Below are 23,980 nucleotides of genomic sequence, written 5' to 3'. Positions count from 1 at the left end.
GGCGGTCGGCCTAGCTCGCCGGCTTGATCGACACGCCCGCGCCGACGGGGACCTGGGTGCCGTCCTGCAGCACCGCGATCAGTCCGCTGCCGGCGAGCGTCACCGAAGCCACTATTCCGGTGGTCTTGCCGTCGGCCGACGTGATCGAGCGGCCGATGATAGCGTCGGCCTGCGACAGCGCCGAGGATTGCATGATCTGGTCGAGCTTGGTGTTGCTCTGTACCGATTGCTCGACCTGGGAGAAGGTGGCGAGCTGGGCGACGTACGCCGTCGAATCCATCGGCTTGGTCGGATCCTGGTTCTTCATCTCCGCGATCAGAAGCTTCAGGAAGGACTGATAGTCGACCGCTGTCTTCGAGGTCGACTTGGTGGTCTGGTTGGTGCCAGCCGGTATCGTCGTCGTCATATCCACGGTCATTAGTATCGTGCCCCCACGGCCAGCGGGCGCGCGGCACCCGGAACGTCGTCATTGCCGCCAAGCGCGCGGCGTTCGAGAGGATAAAGCGAACGGATCGCCTTCAAGGCCTCGTAGATGTGATCCTCGCCGACCATGCGGTCGACCTGTTTCAGCGCGCTGCCGATCTCGGCGTCTTCGAAACTTGCAATGAGCAGCGGCAGCGAGCGGCGGAACATCCCGCGTGCTTCATCGGCGCCAGCGGGGTTCATCAGCATGACCTGCACGATGAAATAGAGCTGCCGCAATGGCGTCGACGCCTCGTCGGCCTGGATCACATGGCTCTCGAGCAGGAACTGCACGTCGTTCATCAGCTCGACGGTGACCTTGCGGTCGACGCGGATGACCGCGCCGTTGATGTAGATCTTCTCATTGGGCTTCAGCGATATCTTCAGCGTGTTCGTCATTGAATGCCGTCGCGGATGATCTGGGACACTTCGATCAGCCCCTCGAAATTGTCGGTGCGGCCCTGGCGGATGTCCTCGGCCTCGCGCAGCAGCCACAGGCCGATGGAAATCAGGTTGGCGCGCAATTCCTTGGGGAGCGCATTCTCGCTGGAGCCAAGGTCTTCGACGAAGACAGTCCAGACGCGATTGGTGAAATTCAGTGCCTCCACGGCCTCCATCGAATCCTGGCCGGCCACTGCCGCAGCCGACAGCATGTCGATCGAGCGGGTCAGCAGCTCGCGCTCGCGGTCCTTGGCGTCCGCGACGGAGGTGCTCTGGACGTCGGCGTAGGAGAATTGGTACATCGTTGGCTCTACCGTTCCGGTTCAGAGTGCTTTCAGGTCAGGTACTTCAGCAGGCTGAGCTGCTGCAGGCGCGCCGTCAGAGCGAACGACGTCTCGATATGCTGCGTCAGGTTGGCGACGCGGGTCGCGGCTTCCGCCGGATCGACTGCTTCGAGATCCAGAATGTGCCGTTCGAACAGGTCGATCTGCGTCTTCATACGGTCGCTGGCGTCGGAGACGCGCTTCTGGACGATGCCGGTCTGGGATTGGACCTGCGCGATGCCGCTCAGCGCTTCGCCGACCAGCAACTGCGAGTGGTCGACAATGCTGTCCTTTGCCGCCCGGCTGATATTGGTGGACATCAGGCTGGAGACCAAGGCGGCCGCCATGGCGAGCTTCCTGATACCGTCGCTGTTGGCGCCGGTCGAGGTTTCGGTGGTTTCGTTGAGCGCGATGCGGCTGACGATCTGCTGGTCGGTGGCATTCGACATGTTGGTCTGCCAGCCCGCGCCGAGGAACTGCGGCGTGACATCGTTGGTGATGAAATCGTCCATCTGGGCCGCGGTGATGTTGGCTGCGGCCGGGTCATTGGGCGTGAAGCCGAATTTGGCGACGAAGGAGGCGTCGAAGGCAGTCTTGGCGGGAGAGCCGGGGGCCGTGAAATCGTTGATGGGCTTGACGTCGGTGTTGGTGCCGGCGAACAGATATTCGCCGTTGACGCTGGTGTTGAGGATCGACGTAAGCTGCTGAATAGTTGTCTGGCCGGTCGATTGGGTCAGGCTGTCGGAGTTGACGCCCGACGATGCGGTGGTCAGGCTGGACAGGAAAGTCTGCGCGACGTTGGAGAGTTGGCCGAGCGAGGTCTGGGTCGATGAGAGCCGGGCGGCCACCAGTCCGTTGGAATCGACAATGACGTTGAGCCGGTCGAGGTCGCGCGAAAAGGTGACGGACTGGGCCGTGCGCCCACCAAGTGCCAGGCCGACATCGGCGACCTTGCCGGTCGAGGACTCCTTCGTGGCTTTGACGAGATCGGCCTGCATGCGCATCTGCTGATAGCGCATGGCATTCGTGAGGGCAGCAGAGGAGACAAAGGTCATGGCTTATCCCACCGCGTTCAACAGGGCCGTCATCATGTCGTCGACGGTCTTCATCATCCGGGCGGATGCCTGATAGGTGTGCTCGAGATCGAGCATCAGCGACATCTCTTGATCGACATTGACGCCGGTTGCGTTGGACAAGGCATCGGCACTGCGCTGTGCCAGGGCTTCCTTCGCGTCGGCGGCGGTCGAAGCCTGCTGACGAACGCCCTGCAGCCAGCCGATCGAATTGGCGGCGTAGTCGGCAACGCTGGAGGTTGCCGAGATTCCGGCCGAGGGATCGAACGCCATCGGCTTGTCGAGCCGGTCGCCATAGGCGACCAGAAGGTTGGAGTATGAAGGTCCGCCAGTGGTGTTGGCGACGTAGGCGACGCCGTTGGCGCCGCCGTCGCGCAGCAATGTCGGATTGCCGCCAATGCTGGGATCCATCGCGGCATTGATCTTGATCGTTCCAGCAAGGCCATCGACGAGCGTGCTTGCGGCTGGCACCGCCGGTGCGCCCGACCAGGTGAACAGGCCCGCCGCGTTGGGCTTCGACGGTGCGGTTTCGGCAAAGGCGGTGATCAGGCCGCGCGCGGTTTCGTCGAGCTGGCTCTGCATGGTCGAGGCGACGCCGTCGCGCAATTGCAGCATGCCGGCAATCGTGCCGCTGGCGCTGGTGTTGCCGCCGCTGCCCGCCGAGACCGGCACATTGTCGATATAGACCGTGTTGCCAGCCGCACCCGCGGCATAGCCCGAAGATGGGGCGAAGCTGACGGTGCGTGGGATCGTTTCGAACAATGTCGTGCCGTCACCCGTAGTGATGACCATGTCATTGTCGCCACGCGTGAAGGTCGATACCGGAATGTAATTGGCGATCTTCTTCAATAATGCGTCGCGTTGGTCGAGCGCATCGGAAACGTCAGTGCCGGAACGGGTTCCGGACATGACCGCCGTGTTGGCATCCTGGAACTGGTTGAGCAGCGAGTTGAGATCTTTGACGGCGGTATCGATCTGGCCGTCGGTCTGGGTACGAAAATCCTGAATGGCCTTGGAGCCTTCATTCAGGGACCGCACGACCTGTTTGGCAGCGTCGATGACGCTCGAGCCTAGATTCTGGTTGGACGGCGCGGTGGCGTATAGCTGCAGCGCCTGCTGCAGATTGGCGATGGCGGTCGAAGGTGAGGAGGCGTTGTCGACGCCATTCACTGAAACGTCGAGCTGATCCATGCCGCTGTAGAGCGCGTTCTGGCCGGCGTAGGCGGACAAAGCGCCGAGGTTCTGGCGAAACAGCAGGTCGTTGGCCGCACGCTGGACATCAACCGAACGCGCGCCGGGCGTCGTGCTGGTGACGAGCGCGATGCGGCGCGAATAGTTCGGATTGTCGGCGTCTGTCACGTTGCGCGTGACGACGCTTGTCTGCCGCGAGGTGGCCAGAAGCGCCGATTGGGCGATGCTCAGTGCGGAGGAAAGCGACATGCTGGTCTTTCACGGGCGGAGCCCGGTTTATCTCTTCAGGTTGACGAGGACGTCCATCAGATCGGAACCGGTCTGGAAGACTTTGGAATTGGCGGTGTAACTGCGCTGTGCCGCGATCATGTCGGTCAATTCCTCCGCAATATCGACGTTGGAATTTTCGAGCGCGCCGGAAATGATCGAACCGGCCTTGCCTTCATTGGCAAAGCCGACACGGATGGCACCGGAGTCGGTGCCTTGTGAGTAGACATTGCCGGGGAGGGCCTTGAGCTGGTCGGGGCTCTGCACGTCGGCCAGCGGAATTTTGTAGAGCGGCTTGGAGGTGCCATCCTTGTATTGGGCGTAGATGGTGCCGTCCTTGCTGATCTGCACCTTGTCGATGGTGCTCGGCGCGTTGCCGTTCACCTGAGCGTCGGAGACGGTGAAGCCAGTGCCGAGCTGGGTCAGCTTCGAAAGGTCGAGATTGAGGCTCGCGCCGCCCGGCACCGTGAATGAAACGTTGGTGGGTGTGCCGGTGAGTTTGCCTGTGGTGGTATCGAAGGTCAGGTTGGCCGAGCCCAGTGCACCGCCAGCGTAGGGGAAGCCAGTTCCGGCCGTCGCCTTCGATTGGTCGAAGACCGCCACCTGCCAGGTGCCGGTGCCGGTGTTGGTGAAATAGACGTCGAGCAGCTTCTTGTTGCCGAGGTTGTCATAGGCGACCATCGACGATTTCGAGGTGTACTGTGCGGTGGCGGCGTTGCCGCCGGGCAGGTTGGCGGTGGCGACCGGTGTCGCACCCGCCGGCAGATTGCCACTGAAATTCCCCTGGGTGCTCGGCGTCGCGGTCAGTCCCTGGTCGGAAATGACGACCGGCTCCAGCCCTTCGAAGCCGTTCACCGTGGCTGCCGGCGTGCCATTGGCATAACTGTAGGCCATCAGCTGGAAACCGGCGGCATTGACCAGCCGGCCCTGTGCATCGGGAACGAAGGCGCCGGCGCGAGTCAGGAAGGGCGTGCCGCTCGGGTCCTGGACGACAAAGAAGCCATCGCCGCTGACGGCAAGATCGGAGACCGAGGTCGTGTATTGAAGTACGCCCGGATCGCTGACCGCCTGGCGGATCGTGGTGGTGACGCCGCCGGAATTATAGGCGCCGCCGGTCGACGGCATGATCAGCGTCGAAAATTCGGCCGAGGACCGCTTGTAGCCGGTGGTGTCGGAGTTGGCGATGTTGTCGGCCGTCGTCGACAGGCGGTTTGCCTGGGCGTTCATGCCGGAAACGCCAGTCCGCATCATTCCGTAGAGGCTCATCGAGATGTCTCCGCAATATCCTTGCCACTGGCTTGGAGGCTACGCCTCCTGTCTTGCGCGAGGCTGGCGCGGTGCCGCATCAGAACACGAGCCGGTAGCCGAGGAAGCGCTTGGAATCGATCGGGTCGGTGCCCAGCTTCTCGCGCAGTTTCTTGCGCAGTTTGCTGATGTGGCTTTCCACCACGTTCTCCTCGACCTCTTCGTCGAAGATGCCATAGATGGCGTTGAACACCTGGGTCTTGGTGACGCGGCGGCCGCGATTGCTCGCCAGATATTCCAGGATGCGGCGCTCGCGGCGCGGCAAGGGCAGCGGCTGGCCGTCGATCTCGGGATCGCGGCCGTCCATGAAGATGCGCATCGCGCCGATCTCGGTATAGGCGACGTCCTCGCTGGCGCGTCGGCGGATGGCGGTGATGCGGGCCAGGATTTCGCGGATGTGCACCGGCTTGCGGATGACGTCGTCGACGCCGCTCTCGAACAACCGCAGCGTGTTTTCCAGCGAATGCTGCTCGCTGAGCGCAATGACCGGAGCTCCGGTGCGGTCGCGGATCTGGCGCGGCGAGATCGCGCCGTCGCGACAGTCGCCGATCAGGAAGGCCCGGACCGATCGCAGATCGGTGTCGGCGGCCGAGTTGACCCACTCGCCGAATTCGCCCGGCGCGAAACCGGCGCAGGCGATCCCCTCGCGATCGAAAAGTGAATTATAGCCCTCTGTCACGAGCTCTCGCTCGTCAACGATAACGATCATCGGCCCCGCCTCCGAATCAGCACATTTGCCCCGTGGGGAAAGGCGTATCCGCTGGCGAGAATCCTGAACAACCGTCATTTCTTGTAACTAGTTTCTTGGGAGTCTGGAATCGGAGCGGTTGCATTAGCGTGCAGCCAGATATGTTTGTGAGTCCAAGTCTTGACCAAGTCGAATGGACCGCTTCGCATCCAGGGAGTTGATGTATTAGAAGCAGAAAATGCGCTTATGGGTTGCAGAAGGCGCGAGCGTTCGTGGTCCATTTGCCGAAGCCGGTGGCCACCATGTTGGCGATCACCCTGCAGACATAGACCTTCTGCGCCGGATCGTTGTCGGGACCGGCATGATAGCGGGCGACGGCCATCGACCAGGTCACATGGCGGGCATGGAGGCTGGCCAGGAAGCTTGCCGCGTAGTCGACGTTCTGGCGTGGGTCGAGCATGTCCTCGACGCTGCGGAAATGCGAGGCATGGTAGTGATGGTTGATCTGCATGCAGCCCAGATCGATCAGTGTCTTGCCCTCGCGCTGGGCGTTGGCGAAGGCGGCAAGCGCTTCGGCCCGGCTTCTCGGGAAGACTGCTTTTCCCTCTATGTTCAAGGCATTAGGCTGAAGACTGCCCTTGTTGCCGGTTTCCGTCAATCCGACGGCATAGAGGATGCCGGCGGGTACGCCATAGCGGTCGGCGGCACGCAGGATCTCGGGTTCGCAAGGATTGGTGGCGGCGCCGGCGCTGTTCGCGAGGCTAGATAAATATATCGCCAGCGCGCTCGCGAGAAGGCGAAGCGGCGCGGCCGTGTGCTTGCGCTTCATCATGGTTACCCCTTGCGGATTGCTGACCCGACTGCTGGCCGCCGGCTCCATTATTGCCGCCGCCGGAATTTCCGGGCTGGAAGGATGATGGATCGCGGCCGGGGGCAGCGCTCACGGAGGCAGTTGCATCCGTCCGGGTTGTAGAAGGAATTACAATCGAGGGTTGCATGATGGTGACTTTATCAACCTCGAATCCCAGCCCGCGCAGCGACTTGACGATCGCCTCGCTGTCGCTGGAAAGCCGGCGATAGGCATCGTGTGTTTCGGGTTTCAATTCAATCGACAGTTGTTCTCCGGAGAGCCGAAGATGGGCCGTGACCATGCCCAGTTCGGCCGGGTGAAGTTCGATCTTCAACACATGTGTCGGAACGGCAACAGAGCCCGTCAGTCGAGCGGTCGCGGAAGCCGTGGAAAGCGTCTGGTTCGGGCCCCCATCGGCTGAAATGGCGCCGATCACGTTGAGGGCTGCCTGGCTCATCGGTGCCTGCGGCGGCGCGGGAAAGCTGCGTTCGGAAACCACGTCGATGCGCGCCGCTGCCGACTGCTGTTTTCCCGGCTCGGACCGCAATGAGGACTGAAGATCGGCGATGGATTTCAGCTGTGGCGGCGCCTGTTCCACGCCTGGCACCTCCGCGGGCGCCTCGGGCAGGGGGCCGGCCGCGATGGCATTGTCGTGTTTCGGCGCGCCGGCGGCATCGCGGACGAGCTTGCCGTCGAGTTTCGTCAACGGTCCGTCGACGAGCAATACCCGCTCAGGCTCGGACATGGGTTCGAGACCGTCACGCCCCGTAGCAGATTTCTGCCGATAGGCCTTCGACGGAAGCTGCCCATCGATAGCAGAGCCCTGTCCTGTTTCGCTCGCGCTCGAGTCGTCCGACTTGGTCGATGTCGAGAAATGGCGCAGGTCATGAAATGCCATCAGCAGCGGCAGATGCCCGTCGAGCGGCGTTGCACCCGGATCGGCGGCCGGCGCTTCGGCATCGGCATCCTTGTCCGTCCCGGCGTCCTTGCCGTCCTTCATAGATTTCGCGGCAGACGATCCGCTCGGCGTGGCCCTTGCCTTGCCGGCGGGCATCGGCTTGTCCTCGCCTGCCTTTGCCGCAAGCTCCGCGGCAAGCCTGCTCCACCGCGGATCGCGGGAGCCTGCCTCGGCCGGTGGCTGCTTCTCCGAATGGCCAGGGCTCGCGCCGCCGTGCACCATCTCTCCGAAACCGGTGTCGTCCTTTCTTCCGGACGCGGCCGGCTGCTCGGCCGTGCGCGCGGCGGTAAATCCTGGCAGGGCCGGGCCGAGGCTGGGGGTCATTTCGGGGCGGCTCCAAGCATCTGGTCGATCAGGTCTAGCTGTCGACGGGTTTTCGTCATGGCGGCGTCGGTCGGGTCTGTCGTGCCGGCGCTGGCCGCCGGCGCCGATGCCGATGCCGGCAGGACGGTTGCCGCGTCGGTTGCGGGCGTGGATGCGTTCGGCGCAGCCGCTGCTGTGTCCAGGGATGGCGCTACGGTGGTCTGTTCAGGGACGGCGCCCTCGACAGGTGGCAATCCGGCGGCATCGGTGGTCGGCGCGGCCGCAACCTCGGGTTCGGGCGATGGCACAACCGCGGCGGGCGCCGGATTTGCGGCCGGAGGGGAGGCAGGCGGCGCCACCACTTCACCGGCGATGGTCTGGGCCGCGTCGAGCAAGGCGCGGTCGCCGTCCGACAACCTGCTGCGGTCGATCTTGCCCAGTTTGGCGCGCACGTCCTCGATGGTATCGGAGGTCACCGTGGACAGGCTGGAATAGAGCAGGGCACGCGGATCGCCCTGATTGGTGTTGCCGTCGCGACCCTGCTCGGCCCGTGCCGAGGCGAAGGCCGACAAGTCGCTCATGCCGTCAATCGCGGCGCGGCGGGCGATGCGCAGATAGATCACCTTCTCGCGCTCGGGATCCATCATCGAGGTGATGTCGGCAAGCTTGTCCTGGCTGATCGACATGTGCAGTGCGATGACGCCTGAGACGAAGGAGTCGGCGAACTGGCTGGCGTAAGGCGAATAGAGATAGCGCTCGACATACTGGGTGGAGGCAAGCGCGAACCGTGCCGCGTCGCCTTGCGTCACGGCAATGCCGACCGAGCGCCGCAACGCCGCTTCCTCGACCAGAGTGCCGGGGCTGAGCAGCTTGGCCTCGTCGAACAGCGTGAGCGCGAGCGCCGGCTGGTCCGTGGCAAGCAGCGACCCTTTGACCAAGGCGAGGAACGCGCCGAGATCGCCTGGCAGGGCCATCGGATCGATCGGCCTCAGGGCTTCGATCGCCTCGCCGGGCCGGCCGTTCAGGTAGTCGATCACACCTTTGGCCATGGCAAGGTTGCGCGGATCGGAGGCGGCGCGCGATACGGCCGCCTCGACCGTCACCGGATTGCCGCCGCTCATGCCGTAGACCAGGAGCGCGCGAAAATTCCTGGGATCCTTGAAATCCTCGGCATCGGCCGCGCGCAACCGCGCATCGGTCATCTCGAGCAGCTTGGCCTGCATCGGCATCGCGGCGTGATCGCCGGCCGCGATACGGTCCTGGACGAGCTGCAACGAGCGCACCAGCTGATAGGGCTGCAGCGTATCCTGGGCGAGGCCCGCCGACGGATACGCCGTGGCCAGCAGCAACAGGCCCATCAGGCGGCTGGTCAGCGCCGTCCGCTTCATCCGCCGGTCGCCATCAGGATCTCGATGCGGCGGTTGGCCGCCGACATTGGGTCTGCCGGATCCTTGGGCTGGCGATCCGCGAAGCCGGCAACCTCGGTGATGCGGCGTTCATCGACGCCGCCACGCACGAGCATGTAATAGGCGGAGTGCGCCCGCGCCGTCGATAGCCGCCAATTGTCGTAGCTGGCGCTGCGGAAAGGGCGCGCATCGGTGTGGCCGTTGATGCTGATGGTGCCCTTCTGGCTGTTGACGATGTGGCCGATCTTTTCCATCGCCAGCACCAGCTCGCGGCTCGGCACCGCCGACCCGACCTCGAACATGCCGAAGTCGAGCTGGTCGGTGATGGAGATGACGACACCCTTGTCGGTGGCTTCGACCGAGACACCGTCATGCAGCTTGTCACCGGGCTTGAAGGCATCGGCGAGCCGCTGCTTGACGTCGGCAGCCGCCTTCAGCGCGGCGGCGGTCGGAGCCTTGTTCGCCGCCTCGGTTTTTACGGCCTCCTGCTTTGCGACCGCATCAGCGGCCTTGTTGTCTCCAGCGTCGGCGTTGCCCGCCTTGGTATCCCCCGCCTTGGCATCGCCGGCCTTGGCATCGCCCGTCTTGACCATTGCCGCGGCGGTATTCTTGCCATCTCCGGCCAGGGGTTCGAGCGGTGTGTCCTTGACCGGCGGTGCGGGCGGCACGGCCTTGACCTTGGCGACCTGAGTCTCGGCCGCCTTGTCGCCGGACTTGAGCGGGTCGCCCTCGATCTTGGGACGCTGGGCGCTCGCCTCGGCGCCGGGCGCGGCGACCTGCTGCGACCAGAAGTCCGGCTCGAAGGGATCGCGGTAGGACGCGCCGCCCGAGGCACCCGTCGCCGGGCCGGAATTCTGCGCGCCGCCATCGCCCTTCTGGCTGACATTCTGCATGACGCCGGTATCCGTGGCGATCTCCGAGAGCACCGCATAGGGGTCGGCGAAAAGATGCTCGTCGGACTGTGGCGACTGCTGCGGCTCCTGCTTTTCCTGCTTGCGGTTGGATGAGCCCGCGGCGCCGCTGCCGTCCTGCCCGGCCTTGGTTGTCGCTTCCTGCGGGTCGTCGGCCATCAGCCCGACCGAGCGCGGCCCATTGCCGAGATCCTGGAGGCCCTTGCGGCTCGACTCACGGTCGACCAGCTTGACTGGATTGAAGTAGCTGGCGACGGCGGCCTTGGTCTGTTCGTTGGCGGCATTGATCAGCCACATGACCAGGAAGAAGCACATCATCGCGGTCATGAAGTCGGCGAAGGCGATCTTCCAGACGCCGCCATGGTGACCTTCGTCGTGGTCGTCATGCCCGCGCCGCACGATGATGATCTCGTGCCTGCCATGATCGGCATCTGCGACGCTCATGACAGCACCTCGGAAAGTGTTGCCGACCATTCGGCCATGCGCGTCTCGAACACGGCCTCGTCGATGGTGACCGTCAGGTCGAAGCCGGGCGCCTCGATGAAGTCGAGATTTTCGGCACGCGGCCCAAGCGATGCCTTCAGCGTTTCGAACAGCGAGAGCGGCCCGCGGACCGTGATGCGCACGGCTTCGCCATCGCCAACGGCGTCGCGGACCGCGCCGGCGAGCGCTTCAAGCGAGCGCTTCAGCAGATCGTCGCTGACCACGCCGCCGATGATGCGGGCGACCGTGGCGCCGACAAGATCCGTCACGCGCGCCTCCATGGCGTCGAGCCGCGACGAGACCGCCTTGCCGACATCGCCACCGATGCTGTCGAGAAAGGCCTTCGCTTCCTCGGCATTGGCCTGGCGTTCCGCTTCCAGCGCTGCTTCATGCGTCGCGGCAAGCCGTTCGCCGAGCGCTGCCTCCGCCTGGGCAACCGCTTCGGCGATCAGCGTGCCGATATCGGCCGGCGGTGCCGCCTCGGGTTTGTGCTCGGTGGCGGCCTGGGGCTGGCTGGCGCGTTGCGCGCGCGTGCCGAAATCAGGGAGAAGATCGAAGAGGGCTGCGGAGGGCATGGTCTACGCCGCGACTTCCTGGGCCGCCCATTTGCGCAGGATCTGCGCGGTGCGTTCCTCGTTGATGTCGACCATGCGGGCAAGCCGCTCCTGCGGGGCCGGCCTGATCTTCTGGCGCAGATCGTCGAGCGGGGTGGCGCCGGCACGCGTGCCGGGCAGGGCGCCAATGGCGGCACCCGCATCGGCGGAAGCGGCTGCCTCCGGCGTCGGCAGAGAGCGCTGGACTTCATCGAAATTGGGGCCTGCTATGGCGGGCGTCGCCCTGGCCGTCAACGCGGCCGCCATCGGCCGCAGGCCAAAAAAGGCGACCAGGAACACCACGACGATGAAGGCGCCGGCATTGATCAGCGTGCCGGCGTGCTGGCCGATGGAATCGAGCATTCCCGCCTGGGGCACCGCCTCGCCGTCCAGCCCGTCGATGAACTCGACGGCCGAGACGTCGATGACGTCGCCGCGCTTGTCGTCGAAGCCGGTGGCGGAGCTCACCATCTTCTGGATTTCGGCGACGCGCTTGGCGATCTGCTCCGGTGTCGCATCCTTGCCCAGGATCGTCTTCAGCCGATCCTGGTTGACGACGACGGCAATCGACATCTTGGTCACTGAATAGCCGTTGGAGACGGTGGCGATCTTCTTGGAATTGATCTCGTAATTGGTGATCTCCTCCTTGCGGTCGTTGGCCGAGGAGGTCTGCGGACCCTCGGTGCTGGTTGCCTGGGTCTCGGGCAGGTTCTGCTCGACGCTGGCGGGAGTTGAAGCCTGCTTCTGGTTGCTGTTCTCATTGGCGCGCACCGATTGCACCGAGCGCTCGACGCGGGAATTCGGGTCGAAGATCGTCTCTTCCGTCTGACGGGTGTCAGTGTTGACCTCGGCCTTGACGCTGGCGCGGAAATTGTCCGGGCCGAGATAGGGTGTCAGAGCGCGGCGGATGTTGTCACCGATCTGCGCCTCCACGGTCTGCTCGACGCCGAGCGTGCGGGCGGCACTGGTGTTGGAGGGATCATCACCCGCGGCCAGCAGATTGCCGTTGGAATCGAGCACCGTCACCTTGTCGGCCGACAGACCAGGCACGGCAGCGGCGACGAGGTGGCGGATCGACATGGCGCTCTTCTCCGCGTCGATGCCGGCGTAGCGGATGACGACCGAGGCGGAGGGCTGCTGTTCGTCGCGGCGGAAATTGGCGCGCTCGGACATGACGATGTGGACGCGCGCCGCCTTGATGCCGGCGATGGACTGGATGGTGCGGGCGATCTCGCCTTCGAGCGCACGCACGCGGGTGATCTGCTGCATGAAGGAGGTGAGGCCCATCGCGCCGACATTGTCGAACAGCTCATAGCCGGCATTGGCGCTGGTCGGCAGGCCCTTCTCGGCAAGCAGCATGCGCGCCTGCGCCGTGGTGCCGGCCGGCACCAGCACGGAGGTTCCGTCCGCGCCGACGTCGAAGCCGATGCCGGCTTCGCCCAACACCAGGCCGATCTGGTTCACGTCGGAGCGGTCGAGCCCGACATAGAGCGTGTCGTAGGCCGGGCGGTTGAGGTAGACCGAGGCAATGCCGATGACGCCCATCACCAGGACAGCGATGCCCGCCAGCATGGCGAGGCGCCTGACGCCAAAGCCGCGGAGATTCGAGATGATGCTCTGGATCTGTTCCGGCACGATTGAGCGACTCCAGCATGACTGTCCGCCGGAACACTAATCCTCGAAGCTTGTGCGAAAATGGGCCGCCGCGCCATTGCCCAGGCGGGACGACCAAACCTGATCGCGTCTGTTGCGAGCAAGGAACCGAAAAGGCCGCGCTTGAAGCGCGGCCTTTTCAGCGAGACAGGAAGGAGTTCAGCCCGACCAGCTTAGTTCTTGAACAGCGCCAGGATGCTCTGCGAGTTGGAATTGGCAATGGAGAGCGACTGGATGCCGAGCTGCTGCTGGACCTGCAGCGCCTGGAGGCGGGTCGATTCCTTGTTCATGTCGGCGTCTACGAGTTGGCCGACGCCCTTGTCGATCGAGTCAGAAAGGTTCGACAGGAAGCTCTTCTGGGTGTCGATGCGTGATTTGGCAGCGCCCAGTTCCGCGGCGGCATTCGCCATCGAGCCCAACGCCCTTTCGACGTCCGTAAGCAGGTTGTCGAACTGCAGGGATTCGGTCGCACCGGGCACGCCGACAAGATTTGTGACGTCTACTTTCAGGATGGATTTGGTGGACGCCGTGCCGCTCTTGTCCAGTATGCCGGCCGGAGTGGCATTCGTGTCGATCAGCCGTATGTTGGCAAACGCAATGTCGATCGAGCCAGTCGTGACCTTGCCGGTGGAATCGCGATTGTACGACGAGATTATCGTCAATTTGGTCGTCGTCGAGGTGGAGTCCGTCTGCAGGAGATTGGAGCCGGCATAGTTGGTGCCGCCGATACTATCGATAAGCTGGGCCTGGTACGTCGCGATCTCGCTCTGGATCTTGGCCCGGTCCTCCGGGCTTGAGGTCTTGGCGAGCAGCACCTTCTGCTTGATCTGATCGACGACGTCGATCGCCTTGTTCATCGCGGTGTAGGCGGTGTCGACCTTGCCGGCGCCGAGGCCGAGCGCATCCTGCACGACAGAGTTCGCCTTGTTGTCGGAGCGCATTGTCGTGGCGATGGACCAGTAGGCGGCGTTGTCGCTGGCTTCGGCGACCCGGTAGCCGGTGGAGATACGGCCCTGCGTCTCTTGGAGAGCCTTGTTCGTCGCGCTGAGGCTTTGCAATGCCGTCAGCGCAGCTGCATTGGTCATGATACTTGCCACTGGTCTACCCCTTCCTGAAACCACCTGCCTTCCACGCCAACGCCGAGGCTGGACCGGCAGAAACCATCGGTTAACTATAGTTACGACAACATGGTTAACATCGGCTTAAAGTGATTTGCCCGAGAAGGACAGTACTCCAGATGCAAAACGGGCCGTGCTTCCATCGGAAGCACGGCCCGCCATGATCGGTGGGCGGCCGAAGCCGCCGGGAGGTATTATCAGCCGCGGAACAGCGACAGGATCTGCTGCGAGGAGCCGTTGGCGATCGACAGCGCCTGGATGCCGAGCTGCTGCTGGACCTGGAGGGCCTGCAGACGGGTCGACTCCTTGTTCATGTCGGCATCGACGAGCGTACCGACACCCTTGTCGATCGAATCGCTGAGGCTCGAGATGAAGCTGGTCTGCATGTCGATGCGCGACTTGGCAGCACCGAGTCCGGCTGCGCCTGTCGACATCTTGCCGAGAGCGGTTTCAACATTGGTGAGGAGGTCGTTGAAGTCCTTGTCGTCCAAGCCCGCCGTCGTGACATCGAGCGTCAGGACTGAAACGCTAGGCTTGATCGCACCGGTCGTGCCGGCCGTCTTCGTGTCGAGAATGCCGGCAGGCGTGGCGTTCAGGTCGATGAGCCGGACATTGGCCAGTGTGACATCGATCGTGCCGGTGGTGACGGCGCCGGCCGAGCTGCGGTTGTAGGACGAGATCACGGACAACTTGGTCGTGGTTGCAGCCGAGTCGGTCTGGAGCAGGTTGGAGCCGGCATAGTTGGCGCCGCCGACGTTGTCCGTGAGCTGTGCCTGGTATGACGCGATCTCGCTCTGGATCTTGGCCCGATCTGCCGGGCTTGCGGATTTGGCCAGCAGCACCTTCTGCTTGATCTGATCGACGACGTCGATCGCCTTGTTCATCGCGGTGTAGGCGGTGTCGACCTTGCCGGCGCCAAGGCCGAGCGCATCCTGCACGACCGAGTTCGCCTTGTTGTCGGAACGCATGGTGGTCGCGATCGACCAGTAGGCGGCGTTGTCGGAGGCGGTGGCGACCCGGTAGCCGGTCGAAATGCGGGCCTGGGTCTGTTCGAGGGATTTGCTGGTGGTGTTGAGGCTCTGCAGGGCGGTCAACGCAGCAGAATTGGTCATGATACTGGACATGGCTACTCGTACCTTGATTTTACAGGTGTTTTTTTGACATACCGGCTTGTCCGGTATGACGGTGCGGCATCATGCCAATGATCGCTGAGACCCGATCACCCGCCATGCGAGGCAATATGCGGGCAAGTTCCTACCAAAGGGCTAAACTGGACGGTTAATCGAAAATATATCGCCCGGATCCCGACTTGTGCGGGCGCTCAGGTGAAAGAGCGCACCAGGCTGCCGACGAGCAGGTTCCAGCCGTCGATCAGGACGAAGAACAGGATCTTGAACGGCAGCGACACGACCGTGGGCGGCAGCATCATCATGCCCATCGCCATGGTGATGGTGGCGACGATCAGATCGATGACCAGGAATGGCAGCACGATCAGGAAGCCGATCTCGAAGCCGCGCCGGATTTCGGAGATCATGAAGGCGGGCACCAGGATGCGCAGGTCGACGGTCTCCTTGGCAACGACCTGGCCGCGCTCGCGGGCGAGATCGGCGAAAAGATCGAAGTCCTTGTCGCGCACATTGTGCAGCATGAAGGTGCGGAACGGATCGGAAATCTTCTCGAAGGCCTCGGTCTGGCTGATCTGGTTGTCCATCAACGGCTTGACGCCGGTATTCCAGGCCTGATCGAAGGTCGGCGCCATGACATAGAAGGTCATGAACAGCGACAGCGAAATGAGGATGAGGTTCGCCGGCGTCGATTGCAGGCCGATGCCGGCACGCAGGATTGAGAAGGCGATGACGAAGCGGGTGAAGCTCGTCACCATGATCAGCAGCCCCGGCGCCACCGACAAGACGGTAAGCAGGCCGAACATCTGGATGATGTAGCCGACGGTGGTGCCATCGGCCTTGCCGATGCCGCCAAGGTCCAGTTGCTGGGCCGCCGCGACGGAGGTGGCGGCACCGATCAGTACCGCGGCAAGAAGGAATTTTCTCATTCGAGCAGCAATGTCCTGATAAGAACCTGTTTGACGTGCCCCTGGCTGCGGATCGAGGCGCGTTCGTCGAGATCGGCCTTCAGATGCTGGTAGCCGCTGGCGCCTTCGATCTGGTGCGTCTTCAGGGTGCGTACGAAAGCCAGAAGATCCTGTTGAATGTCCTCCGCCATGGCCGGCGGCTGCGGCGCGTCATAGACCACGGATACTTCCATCCTGATCCAGGTATCCGCGGGCGAGGCGATGTTGGTGGTGATCGGTGCCAGTGCGACAAGCGTCGGGCCCGTGCCAGGCTGTTGTGCGGCGGGCTGGGCGACCTTGCCCTCATTTTCAGGCGCAACCGGCACCGATGGTGGTGCATCGACGCCTTTGAGGTAGCCGCCTGACATCCAGCCCATGCCGATGGCGGCGGCCGTCACCACGAGCAGCATGGCGCCCTGGATGGCAAGGGAAGGACCCTTGCGAGGCTGAACCTGTTCGACATTGGCCACGGCGCTTTGCTCTCCAATCCCCAGAATGCCAACAACTAGAACGGAAGAACCTGGTCGAGGACCTGCTGGCCGTAGGCCGGCTGCTGGATCTCGCTGACGCGACCGCGGCCGCCATAGGAGATCCGCGCCTCGGCGATGCGCTCATAGGAGATGGTGTTCTCCGCGCCGATGTCCGACGGACGCACCATGCCGGCGATGGTAAGCACCCTGAGCTCGTAGTTGACGCGCACTTCCTGTGAACCCCTGATCATCAAATTGCCGTTTGGCAGGACCTCGGTGACGACGGCGGCGACGTTGAGCTCGAGGTTCTCCGAGCGCTTGATTTCGCCATCGGCGTTGGTTTCGGTGCTGGAACTCAAGCCGGCGTCGCCCTTGCCGCTCGTGCTGTTGCCCTCCCATCCGAGCGTGACGTCATAGCCCAGCTTGCGCGCGGCGGTGCGGCTCCTGTCGTTCTGGTTCTTGAAATTGGCCTTGTCGTTGAGCTTGATCCTGACGGTCAGGATGTCGCCTTCGCGCAGCGCCCTGGGATCGGTGAACAGCCGGCTCTGGCGATCATCCCACAGAGAGAACTTCTTGACCGGCGTGGCGGGCGGCTGAGGATAGCTGTAGGGCGCTGCCCCGTCGCTGCCGATGCCCGATCCGACCGGCGACAGCGCCGGTTCCCTGCCGATCTCCTTGAAGTTGGTGCCGCAGCCGGACAAGGCTGCCGCCGCGCATAGGATGAGCATTCTGCGGATCATGACGGATCTACCCTTCGGGCTGCGCTGGCCATGATGCCGGTGAGCGTCGCCGCCGCCTTCTGGTCCATTTCGTTGAGGATGACGCCCGCCTTGCGCGAATCGAGCTTCATCAGGATGGCCGCGGCCAGGTCTGCGTTGACGATCGCCAGGCGTTCGGCCGCCGCATCGGGCTTCATGCCGGCATAGATCTTGACGACACCATCCTCGGCCCGGGCCAGGAACACTTCGCGCCGCTTCAGCCAGGTCTCGTATTCGGCTTTCTTCGCGTCCAGAGCTTTCATGCGCTCGTCGATACCGGCCTGGAGTTGCTTCAACTCCTCGGCCTGCAAGGCATAGCGGCGGTCGCGGGCGGCGTCGGCGATGTTGGAGCAGAAGCGCTCGATCTCGCTCTGGTCCGGCGCTTTCTGCCGCGTCAATTGCTGCGGCGCGACTGTAGGCTGCGCACCGGGCAGAACCTGGCGCACGGTATCGTCCGCGTGTGCGCCGCCAAAAACAGGCATGACCGCGAGGGCGGCCGCAAACAGGAAGGTGCGGGAGCGGCGTCTTTCACGGGACGAGAGGGAGGAGATCATCGGCATCGCCTATTGGAGAACCAGATCGGCTTGCAGGGCGCCGGCCGACTTGATGCCTTGCAGGATGGCAATGATGCCGTCCGGCTTGACGCCGAGACGGTTGAGGCCGGAAACAAGGGTTTGCAGGTCGGGCCCGTCGAGCACGGCGACACGGGCATCGGGCCGGCTGGCATCGATGGCGGTGAACGGCTCGATGGCGGTCTCGCCCTTGGAGAAGGGTTCGGGCTGCACGACGCGCGGCGCTTCCGTGATGCGCACCGTCAGCGTGCCATGGCTGATGGCGACACGCGAGATCTTGACGTCGTTGCCGATGACGATGGTACCGGTGCGCTCGTCGATAACGACGCGGGCCGGCGTGTCGGACTCGACCACCAGGTTCTCGATCTCGGCATAGAAGCGGGCCGCCGAAACGCTCTTCGGCCGCCTGATCTGCACGGTTCGGGAATCGCGCTCTGCCGCCACGCGCATGCCGAAGCGCTGGGCGGTGTAGTCGTTGATCGCGTCGGCGATGCGGATAGCGGTCGAAAAATCGGGATTGCGCAATTGCAGCGTCAGCGTCGACTGGTCGTCGAACTCGGCCTTCACCTGCCGCTCGACTATGGCCCCGTTCGGCACGCGGCCGGCGGTCGGCACGCCTTGCGTCAATTGCTGGGCCTGACCCTGGGCGGTGAAACCGGAAACGATGACCGCGCCCTGGCCGACAGCGTAGATCTCGCCGTCCGCCGCCTTCAGCGGCGTCATGATCAGCGTGCCGCCGGCAAGCGAGGTGGCGTCGCCCATCGAGGAGACGTCGATGTCGATGCGGGCGCCCGACTGCACATAGGGGGGCATGTTGGCGGTGACGATGACGGCCGCGACGTTCTTGGCGCGCGCGCTGCCGCCTTCGGTGGCGATGCCGAGATTTTCGAGCATGGCGCGGATTGACTGTTCGGTGAACGGCGAATTGCGCAGGCTGTCGCCAGATCCGGCCAGCCCGATGACGAGGCCGTAGCCAACGAGCTGGTTGTCGCGCGAGCTCTGCAGCTGCGCAATGTCCTTGATGCGCGAAGCGACCTGGCCTGGCGGCAGCGAACTTGGCCCGGGCGAAACGCGGAACATACGCGTGGTGGTGGCCGGATCATATTCCGGATCGTCGTAGACACTGCCATTCCTGGCGGCGAGCTCGCGTTTGGCCTTGGGCGTCAGGCCATCGGCCAGCGCCGGCTGCAGGCCAAGCGCCGCCGCGAGCAGAAGGGCAAATGGGCGCATCATGAAGCGCCGACCTGGATTGTGCCGTCGGCCATCACCGTGCCGGAGAGGATCTTGCCGCTGTCGCTGTTGCGAACCTTGATGAAGTCGCCGGCCGAGCCCGGCTGCAAGGTCACGGCGGTCGCCGTTATCGTCAGCCCGCCGGCGACGAAGAAGACCTGCACGGCGGCACCCTGTTCGACCAGCCAGGCCTCGCGGATGGCGGTGGAAGGAATGTAGCGGCCGGGCAGCAGCGTGCGCTTGGCGATCTTGCCCTGGAGTTCCTCGGAACGGGTCGCCACCGCATCCGGCTTGTGCTTGCCCGGGATGAGGGTCACCTGCTTCAGGGCGCCGAGTTCGATCGTCTCGCCGGGATAGATGACGCGGTTGGGGATCAGCACGACCTCGCCGGCAGGCTGGTTGCTGGCGATCTGGGTGGCTGACTGGCCCGTCGATTGGCTGGCCGATTCCTGGGCGACAGCCGGCATGCCGCCGGCCACCAGCGCAAGGGTCAGCGCGGCGCGGCGGAATGCGGAGCAGGAGATCGGCATGGCCATCATCCGTTACCTGATGTTCTTGGAGACGACGGAGGCCATGTCGTCGGCGGCCTGGATGACCTTGGAGTTCATCTCATAGGCGCGCTGCGCCGAGATCAGCTCGGTGATTTCCTTGACCGGATCGACATTGGAAGCCTCGAGATAGCCTTGCTGGATGGTGGCGAAGCCGGGATCGCCGGGCACGCCGACATTGGCGGGACCGGAGGCTGTCGTTTCCTGGAAGAGATTGTCGCCGAGCGGTGCAAGGCCCGCCTCGTTGGCGAAGTTGACGATCTGGAGCTGACCGAGGTTCTGCAGATTGGTCTGACCGTCGATGCGGGCAAAGACCTGGCCGGTCTTGTTGACGATGACCTCGACCGCATCAGTCGGCACGGTGATGGCCGGAATGACGCTGGCGCCGTCAACCGTCACCAGCTGGCCGGTGGCGTTGGTGTTGAAGGCGCCGGCGCGTGTATAAAGCGTGCCGCCATCGGCACCCTCGATCTGGAACCAGCCCCTGCCGGTGAGCGCCATGTCGAAACTGTTGCCGGTGCTGGTCAGCTCGCCCTGTGTGTGGACGTTGCGCACGGCGGTCGTCTTGACGCCGAGACCGATCGAAACGCCTTCCGGTACCAGCGAGGCGTTGGAACGGTTCGGCACACCTTGCGTGCGGTCGACCTGGTAGAGCAGGTCGGAGAATTCGGCGCGGGCGCGCTTGTAGCCGGTGGTGTTGATGTTGGCGATGTTGTTGGCGATGACTTCCAGGTTGGTCTGCTGGGCATTCATGCCGGTGGCGGCGATGGCGAGTGCTTTCATGGCGTGCTCCTCAGATGCCCATGCGACTGACTTCGAGATAGGCCGAGACGACCTTGTCGCGGATGGCGACGGCGGTCTGCAGCGCCTGCTGGGCGCTCATCACGGCATCGACCACCTGACGGGTGTCGGCGTCGCCCTTGAGCGCCTGGAGCGACACCTGCTCGGCATTCTGCATGGTGCTGACGGTCTTGGAGGCAGCCTGGCTCACCGCTTCGGCGAAGGAGGTGCCAAGGTTGCCAGCTGTCGCGGACGCGACACCGCCCTGAAGCAGGTCGGTGGCTGTGTCGCCCAGTCCAGGCTTCAGGTTAAGCGCGCCGATGCCGTTGACGATCATTGGTTCCTCATCAGGTCGATAGTCATTGAAATGAGGTCGCGCGCCTGCTTCACAACTTGCAGGTTGGCCTCGTAGGAGCGGTTGGCCTCGGTCATGTCGGCCATTTCGATCAGCACGTTCACATTGGGCATCTTGACGTAGCCCTTGTCGTCGGCAGCCTCGTTGCCGGGCTGAAATTCGACGGGAAAGTTGCTCGGGTCGCGGTCGATCGAATTCACTTCAACCGTCGAGCTGCCGGAAGCCCGGTCGAGTTCGGAGACGAAGCTGATGGTCTTGCGGCGATACGGGTCGGCGCCAGGCGTGGTGCCTGTCGACTGGGCATTGGCGAGGTTTTCCGAGACCACGCGCAGGCGCTCGGACTGGGCGCCGAGGCCTGATGCTGCGACTTTGAGGGCTGCGGTCAGTGCGTCCATGATCAGCTCTTCACCGCCATCATCATCATTGAGTGGAATGCCTTGACGATGGCCGTGTTGAGTTCGAAGGAGCGGCGTACCTCGCCGGCCTTGAGAAGCTGGTCTTCAAGCACGACCGTGTTCTTGGACGGCATGATCACGCCGTCGTCTTCCTGCGGCTTGATGGTGAAGCCGGCATTGGTGGCAGCACTGCCGAGATGGCCGGGCTCGGTGATCTGGAGCGACACCGCCGTGCGGTCGAGCACCTTCTCGAACGGCTCGACATCATTTGCCGTGTAGCCCGGCGTGTTGGCATTGGCGATGTTGCCGGCGACCGCCGACTGACGCACGGACAGCCACTGCGCTTGCTTGGCGGCGAGATCGAAAAGGGAAACAGGCTCCATGGGAATCTCCGGGCATGTGCCCAAAGACTAGGCCGCCAGTCTTGCGCGGACCTTGCGGACGGTCGCTAGAAAATGACGGCGAAAAATATGAAGCGGCTTTCGGACGGCATCTTGCTCCGTCTCTTTGAATTGGATCCAGCTCTGGCCAAAGCGGAGACGGCCTTACCGGGAAAGCTCGATCACCTGGTTGGCGCTGGTGAGCATGACCCATTTGCCGTTGCGCTGTTCGATCGCCGATACCTTGCTGGAATCCGGCAGCGTCGAACCCCGCTGGACCATCCACAGGCCGGTGTCGTCCTCGATCATGGCGCGGCCGTTGGCGACATGGACCATGCGGAACTTCGCGATGTCGGCGGGAAAGGGTTGGTCGCCGGGTGGCTCCGCTTTGGAACCGTCCTGCACCGTGCCGGTGGCAAGCAGGTCGACGCTGGTGTTGGGAACGTCCTTGGCGGTCAGCGGCGCGCTGCGTGCGGCGACCACACCGCCGCCCGCGCGTCCCGAATTGGTGCCGGTGCCGCCGAACTTGATCGCCTGCACGCCGAACTGGTCCTGGTTGAAGAAAATGTACCAGGGAAACAGGGCGCAGGTCAGGCCGAGCGTGATGCCGAGCGCGGCGATGACGACGTCGCTGCGACGGTCAGCCTTCTTTCTCAATTTTGGAAATTGCGCCTTTGGCGGTTGCGGCCATTCGGTGGCGGCGAACAGGCCATCGATCAGCGATTCGCGGCTGGCCTGCGTCATCTCGGGAGCATCGACGCCGGGAACCACATGCGTTGAGGAAAGGGCGGTCCGACCCAGAACAGGTTCGGATCTGGGGAGAGCCGGTTTGACGGCCCTGGCCAGAACAGCCGCGGTCCGGGCGGCCATGGCGCCGGCGGTGTTTGCCTTGGCGACCCTGGCCTCCTCCGCTCGAGCCTGCTCCGCGGCGTTCGCCTCGGCGATCATCTCGTTCAGGAGGCGCTCGGTGTACTGGCGTTCAGTCTCCTGGTTCGGCATTCTGTTTTCCCTTGAGATAACGGGCAAGGTCGGAGAACGGATCGGCGGACGGACGGTCCCTGGGCGATTGCGTCAGCGCCTCATAGATCAGGGGCACCTGGCGCACGGCCATGTCGAGTTCGGCGTCGACACCGCCTTGGTAGGCGCCGAGCAGGCGGATGTCGCGCGTGTCCTCGAAGCGGGAGATCATCGACTTCAGCCGCGTCACCAGGGCTCGCTGCTCGATGCTCCAGGCCTTGCCTGCCAGCCGTGATATGGACGACAGCGGATTGACGGGCGGATAGCGGCCCTGTTCGGCGATCGCGCGGTCGAGCACGACATGGCCGTCGAGAATGCCGCGCACCGAATCGGCGACCGGATCATTGTGATCATCGCCGTCGACCAGCACGGAAATGATTGCCGTGATCGATCCTTTGCCTGCCAATCCTGGACCTTCGGCTCCAGGCCCGGCGCGCTCGAGCAGCTTGGGCAATTCGGTGAAGACCGAGGCGGGATAGCCGCGGGCGACCGGCGGCTCGCCGGTTCCCGTCGCCACCTCGCGCAGCGCATGGGCGAAGCGGGTGATCGAATCCAGCACCAAAAGCACGCGGTGGCCCTGGTCGCGGAAATGCTCTGCCACGCGCATGGCGGTGTCGGGCGCGCGCCGGCGCATCATGGCGCTCTCGTCGCTTGTGGCGACGACGGCGACGGTCTTGGCCATGCTGTCGCCGATCGTGTCCTCGAGGAATTCACGGACCTCTCGGCCGCGTTCACCGATCAGCGCCACGACGACCGTGTCGAACGCGTCGGCGCCGGCGAGCATGGCAAGCAGCGTCGACTTGCCGACGCCGGAGCCGGCGAAGACACCCATGCGCTGGCCGAAACAGAGCGGCGTGAAGATGTCGATGACCTTGACGCCGGTCATGAAGGCGGTGCCGACACGCTGCCGCGCCATGGCGCCGGGCGTCGCGGCGGCCGCCGACATGTCGTCGCCCCTGATCAGAGGCGGACCACCATCGATCGCCCGGGTGAGCGCGTCGATGGCGCGGCCGCGCCACGAGGCATGCGGCGCCACCGCGAGCGGACCCCTGCGGAACACGGCATCGCCGATGCCGGCGTCGGCGCTGCGTTCGAAGGGGGCGATCACAACCTCGTCCCGGCTGATCCTGACGATCTCGCCGCGGCGCGCGCCGGCCTGGCCGCGCTGCTCGACGATGTCGCCCAGCCTGGTGAAATCGGAAAGGCCGCGCACCTTGTAGTGCGTGGGTGTGACTTCGGTGACGAGACCGCCGCGCTTGACCAGCCCGTCGCCGTCGCCGAAGCGCCTGATAATCCGCTCCAACCCGGCAAGCCTATCCTCCGGCGCCGGCTGGAGCTGTCTTTCGGGTGCGCGGATGGATGGTTGCTCCGACGACATG

General features: G+C 64.1%; 27 protein-coding genes. All 27 read right to left on the bottom strand.

The window, feature by feature from the left end; translation table 11 throughout:
- Window positions 1-10: 10 nt before the first annotated feature.
- The 27 genes from flgD to fliI all read right to left on the bottom strand — a co-directional run bounded on the left by flgD (window position 11) and on the right by fliI (window position 23,979).
- Window positions 11-418 (bottom strand): flagellar hook assembly protein FlgD, encoded by a 408-nt coding sequence (gene flgD / locus O7A70_RS01130; protein ID WP_337138678.1) that lies wholly within the window; start codon window positions 416-418, stop codon window positions 11-13.
- Entirely contained in the window at window positions 418-861 is a 444-nt protein-coding gene (flbT, locus tag O7A70_RS01125) for a flagellar biosynthesis repressor FlbT (RefSeq protein ID WP_337138677.1), read from the bottom strand. The genes flgD and flbT overlap by 1 nt, the downstream gene beginning before the upstream one ends.
- Window positions 858-1,205 (bottom strand): flagellar biosynthesis regulator FlaF, encoded by a 348-nt coding sequence (gene flaF / locus O7A70_RS01120; RefSeq protein WP_337138676.1) that lies wholly within the window; start codon window positions 1,203-1,205, stop codon window positions 858-860. The genes flbT and flaF overlap by 4 nt, the downstream gene beginning before the upstream one ends.
- 32 nt (window positions 1,206-1,237) lie before the next feature.
- Window positions 1,238-2,281, bottom strand: coding sequence for a flagellar hook-associated family protein (locus tag O7A70_RS01115; protein ID WP_337138675.1), 1,044 nt, complete (start codon window positions 2,279-2,281; stop codon window positions 1,238-1,240).
- A 3-nt stretch (window positions 2,282-2,284) separates the two neighbouring features.
- Entirely contained in the window at window positions 2,285-3,739 is a 1,455-nt protein-coding gene (flgK, locus tag O7A70_RS01110; RefSeq protein WP_337138674.1) for a flagellar hook-associated protein FlgK, read from the bottom strand.
- 27 nt (window positions 3,740-3,766) lie between these two features.
- Window positions 3,767-5,023: a flagellar hook protein FlgE gene (locus O7A70_RS01105; protein ID WP_337138673.1), complete on the bottom strand. Its 1,257-nt coding sequence runs from the start codon at window positions 5,021-5,023 to the stop codon at window positions 3,767-3,769.
- Between the two features lie 79 nt (window positions 5,024-5,102).
- The gene (locus O7A70_RS01100) at window positions 5,103-5,771 is read right to left on the bottom strand and encodes a response regulator transcription factor (RefSeq protein WP_015315897.1); all 669 of its coding nucleotides are present in this window, start codon (window positions 5,769-5,771) and stop codon (window positions 5,103-5,105) included.
- 223 nt (window positions 5,772-5,994) lie between these two features.
- Window positions 5,995-6,579, bottom strand: a complete 585-nt coding sequence (locus tag O7A70_RS01095) for a transglycosylase SLT domain-containing protein (RefSeq protein WP_337139020.1) — start codon at window positions 6,577-6,579, stop codon at window positions 5,995-5,997.
- Entirely contained in the window at window positions 6,512-7,654 is a 1,143-nt protein-coding gene (gene fliK, locus O7A70_RS01090) for a flagellar hook-length control protein FliK (protein WP_337138672.1), read from the bottom strand. The genes O7A70_RS01095 and fliK overlap by 68 nt, the downstream gene beginning before the upstream one ends.
- Window positions 7,655-7,878: 224 nt before the next feature.
- Entirely contained in the window at window positions 7,879-9,249 is a 1,371-nt protein-coding gene (locus tag O7A70_RS01085) for a chemotaxis protein MotC (RefSeq protein WP_337138671.1), read from the bottom strand.
- Window positions 9,246-10,622 (bottom strand): MotB family protein, encoded by a 1,377-nt coding sequence (locus tag O7A70_RS01080; protein WP_337138670.1) that lies wholly within the window; start codon window positions 10,620-10,622, stop codon window positions 9,246-9,248. The genes O7A70_RS01085 and O7A70_RS01080 overlap by 4 nt, the downstream gene beginning before the upstream one ends.
- Window positions 10,619-11,236, bottom strand: coding sequence for a hypothetical protein (locus O7A70_RS01075; RefSeq protein ID WP_337138668.1), 618 nt, complete (start codon window positions 11,234-11,236; stop codon window positions 10,619-10,621). The genes O7A70_RS01080 and O7A70_RS01075 overlap by 4 nt, the downstream gene beginning before the upstream one ends.
- Window positions 11,237-11,239: 3 nt before the next feature.
- Entirely contained in the window at window positions 11,240-12,889 is a 1,650-nt protein-coding gene (fliF, locus tag O7A70_RS01070) for a flagellar basal-body MS-ring/collar protein FliF (RefSeq protein ID WP_337138666.1), read from the bottom strand.
- A gap of 191 nt (window positions 12,890-13,080) precedes the next feature.
- Window positions 13,081-14,004, bottom strand: a complete 924-nt coding sequence (locus O7A70_RS01065; RefSeq protein ID WP_337138664.1) for a flagellin N-terminal helical domain-containing protein — start codon at window positions 14,002-14,004, stop codon at window positions 13,081-13,083.
- A 218-nt stretch (window positions 14,005-14,222) separates the two neighbouring features.
- Window positions 14,223-15,149, bottom strand: a complete 927-nt coding sequence (locus O7A70_RS01060; protein ID WP_337138662.1) for a flagellin N-terminal helical domain-containing protein — start codon at window positions 15,147-15,149, stop codon at window positions 14,223-14,225.
- A 197-nt stretch (window positions 15,150-15,346) separates the two neighbouring features.
- Window positions 15,347-16,078, bottom strand: a complete 732-nt coding sequence (gene fliP, locus O7A70_RS01055) for a flagellar type III secretion system pore protein FliP (protein WP_027144757.1) — start codon at window positions 16,076-16,078, stop codon at window positions 15,347-15,349.
- On the bottom strand, window positions 16,075-16,566 hold the full coding sequence (locus tag O7A70_RS01050) for a flagellar basal body-associated FliL family protein (protein ID WP_337138660.1): 492 nt from the start codon (window positions 16,564-16,566) through the stop codon (window positions 16,075-16,077). The genes fliP and O7A70_RS01050 overlap by 4 nt, the downstream gene beginning before the upstream one ends.
- A gap of 35 nt (window positions 16,567-16,601) precedes the next feature.
- Window positions 16,602-17,306, bottom strand: coding sequence for a flagellar basal body L-ring protein FlgH (flgH, locus tag O7A70_RS01045; RefSeq protein WP_337138658.1), 705 nt, complete (start codon window positions 17,304-17,306; stop codon window positions 16,602-16,604).
- Window positions 17,303-17,884 carry a MotE family protein gene (locus tag O7A70_RS01040; RefSeq protein ID WP_337138656.1) on the bottom strand — a complete coding sequence of 194 codons (582 nt, stop codon included), beginning with the start codon at window positions 17,882-17,884 and terminating at the stop codon, window positions 17,303-17,305. The genes flgH and O7A70_RS01040 overlap by 4 nt, the downstream gene beginning before the upstream one ends.
- A 3-nt stretch (window positions 17,885-17,887) precedes the next feature.
- A complete protein-coding gene (locus O7A70_RS01035; RefSeq protein ID WP_337138654.1) occupies window positions 17,888-19,129 on the bottom strand; it encodes a flagellar basal body P-ring protein FlgI in 1,242 nt (413 codons plus the stop codon).
- Window positions 19,126-19,662, bottom strand: a complete 537-nt coding sequence (gene flgA, locus O7A70_RS01030; RefSeq protein WP_337138652.1) for a flagellar basal body P-ring formation chaperone FlgA — start codon at window positions 19,660-19,662, stop codon at window positions 19,126-19,128. Before flgA ends, O7A70_RS01035 begins: the two co-directional genes overlap by 4 nt.
- A 6-nt stretch (window positions 19,663-19,668) precedes the next feature.
- Complete coding sequence (gene flgG / locus O7A70_RS01025) at window positions 19,669-20,457, bottom strand: flagellar basal-body rod protein FlgG (protein ID WP_027144751.1); 789 nt, start codon at window positions 20,455-20,457, stop codon at window positions 19,669-19,671.
- Window positions 20,458-20,467: 10 nt separating this feature from the next.
- Window positions 20,468-20,791 (bottom strand): flagellar hook-basal body complex protein FliE, encoded by a 324-nt coding sequence (locus tag O7A70_RS01020; protein ID WP_337138650.1) that lies wholly within the window; start codon window positions 20,789-20,791, stop codon window positions 20,468-20,470.
- Window positions 20,788-21,204 (bottom strand): flagellar basal body rod protein FlgC, encoded by a 417-nt coding sequence (gene flgC / locus O7A70_RS01015; RefSeq protein WP_015315914.1) that lies wholly within the window; start codon window positions 21,202-21,204, stop codon window positions 20,788-20,790. Before flgC ends, O7A70_RS01020 begins: the two co-directional genes overlap by 4 nt.
- A 2-nt stretch (window positions 21,205-21,206) precedes the next feature.
- Window positions 21,207-21,587: a flagellar basal body rod protein FlgB gene (gene flgB, locus O7A70_RS01010; RefSeq protein WP_027144748.1), complete on the bottom strand. Its 381-nt coding sequence runs from the start codon at window positions 21,585-21,587 to the stop codon at window positions 21,207-21,209.
- Between the two features lie 162 nt (window positions 21,588-21,749).
- Window positions 21,750-22,583, bottom strand: coding sequence for a hypothetical protein (locus tag O7A70_RS01005; RefSeq protein WP_337138648.1), 834 nt, complete (start codon window positions 22,581-22,583; stop codon window positions 21,750-21,752).
- Window positions 22,564-23,979, bottom strand: coding sequence for a flagellar protein export ATPase FliI (fliI, locus tag O7A70_RS01000; protein ID WP_337138646.1), 1,416 nt, complete (start codon window positions 23,977-23,979; stop codon window positions 22,564-22,566). Before fliI ends, O7A70_RS01005 begins: the two co-directional genes overlap by 20 nt.
- Between the last annotated feature and the right edge of the window lies 1 nt (window position 23,980).

It is taken from the genome of Mesorhizobium sp. Cs1299R1N1, from assembly GCF_037179655.1.
In the GTDB taxonomy this organism is placed as follows: domain Bacteria; phylum Pseudomonadota; class Alphaproteobacteria; order Rhizobiales; family Rhizobiaceae; genus Mesorhizobium; species Mesorhizobium salmacidum.
Note: the sequence above shows the minus strand (reverse complement) of the source record. Positions and strands in the feature narration are given on the sequence as shown.

Excerpts from the sequence above, each read along its gene's own strand:
- flgC (WP_015315914.1), bottom strand. The coding sequence starts at position 21,204 with ATGGACGCACTGACCGCAGCCCTCAAAGTCGCAGCATCAGGCCTCGGC.
- O7A70_RS01005 (WP_337138648.1), bottom strand. The coding sequence starts at position 22,583 with ATGCCGAACCAGGAGACTGAACGCCAGTACACCGAGCGCCTCCTGAAC.
- O7A70_RS01075 (WP_337138668.1), bottom strand. The coding sequence starts at position 11,236 with ATGCCCTCCGCAGCCCTCTTCGATCTTCTCCCTGATTTCGGCACGCGC.
- fliP (WP_027144757.1), bottom strand. The coding sequence starts at position 16,078 with ATGAGAAAATTCCTTCTTGCCGCGGTACTGATCGGTGCCGCCACCTCC.
- flaF (WP_337138676.1), bottom strand. The coding sequence starts at position 1,205 with ATGTACCAATTCTCCTACGCCGACGTCCAGAGCACCTCCGTCGCGGAC.
- flgG (WP_027144751.1), bottom strand. The coding sequence starts at position 20,457 with ATGAAAGCACTCGCCATCGCCGCCACCGGCATGAATGCCCAGCAGACC.
- fliK (WP_337138672.1), bottom strand. The coding sequence starts at position 7,654 with ATGCCCGCCGGCAAGGCAAGGGCCACGCCGAGCGGATCGTCTGCCGCG.
- O7A70_RS01105 (WP_337138673.1), bottom strand. The coding sequence starts at position 5,023 with ATGAGCCTCTACGGAATGATGCGGACTGGCGTTTCCGGCATGAACGCC.
- fliI (WP_337138646.1), bottom strand. The coding sequence starts at position 23,979 with ATGTCGTCGGAGCAACCATCCATCCGCGCACCCGAAAGACAGCTCCAG.
- flbT (WP_337138677.1), bottom strand. The coding sequence starts at position 861 with ATGACGAACACGCTGAAGATATCGCTGAAGCCCAATGAGAAGATCTAC.
- flgK (WP_337138674.1), bottom strand. The coding sequence starts at position 3,739 with ATGTCGCTTTCCTCCGCACTGAGCATCGCCCAATCGGCGCTTCTGGCC.
- flgA (WP_337138652.1), bottom strand. The coding sequence starts at position 19,662 with ATGGCCATGCCGATCTCCTGCTCCGCATTCCGCCGCGCCGCGCTGACC.
- O7A70_RS01035 (WP_337138654.1), bottom strand. The coding sequence starts at position 19,129 with ATGATGCGCCCATTTGCCCTTCTGCTCGCGGCGGCGCTTGGCCTGCAG.
- flgB (WP_027144748.1), bottom strand. The coding sequence starts at position 21,587 with ATGGAGCCTGTTTCCCTTTTCGATCTCGCCGCCAAGCAAGCGCAGTGG.
- O7A70_RS01020 (WP_337138650.1), bottom strand. The coding sequence starts at position 20,791 with ATGATCGTCAACGGCATCGGCGCGCTTAACCTGAAGCCTGGACTGGGC.
- O7A70_RS01080 (WP_337138670.1), bottom strand. The coding sequence starts at position 10,622 with ATGAGCGTCGCAGATGCCGATCATGGCAGGCACGAGATCATCATCGTG.
- O7A70_RS01060 (WP_337138662.1), bottom strand. The coding sequence starts at position 15,149 with ATGTCCAGTATCATGACCAATTCTGCTGCGTTGACCGCCCTGCAGAGC.
- O7A70_RS01040 (WP_337138656.1), bottom strand. The coding sequence starts at position 17,884 with ATGCCGATGATCTCCTCCCTCTCGTCCCGTGAAAGACGCCGCTCCCGC.
- flgD (WP_337138678.1), bottom strand. The coding sequence starts at position 418 with ATGACCGTGGATATGACGACGACGATACCGGCTGGCACCAACCAGACC.
- O7A70_RS01095 (WP_337139020.1), bottom strand. The coding sequence starts at position 6,579 with ATGAAGCGCAAGCACACGGCCGCGCCGCTTCGCCTTCTCGCGAGCGCG.
- flgH (WP_337138658.1), bottom strand. The coding sequence starts at position 17,306 with ATGATCCGCAGAATGCTCATCCTATGCGCGGCGGCAGCCTTGTCCGGC.
- O7A70_RS01085 (WP_337138671.1), bottom strand. The coding sequence starts at position 9,249 with ATGAAGCGGACGGCGCTGACCAGCCGCCTGATGGGCCTGTTGCTGCTG.
- O7A70_RS01115 (WP_337138675.1), bottom strand. The coding sequence starts at position 2,281 with ATGACCTTTGTCTCCTCTGCTGCCCTCACGAATGCCATGCGCTATCAG.
- O7A70_RS01100 (WP_015315897.1), bottom strand. The coding sequence starts at position 5,771 with ATGATCGTTATCGTTGACGAGCGAGAGCTCGTGACAGAGGGCTATAAT.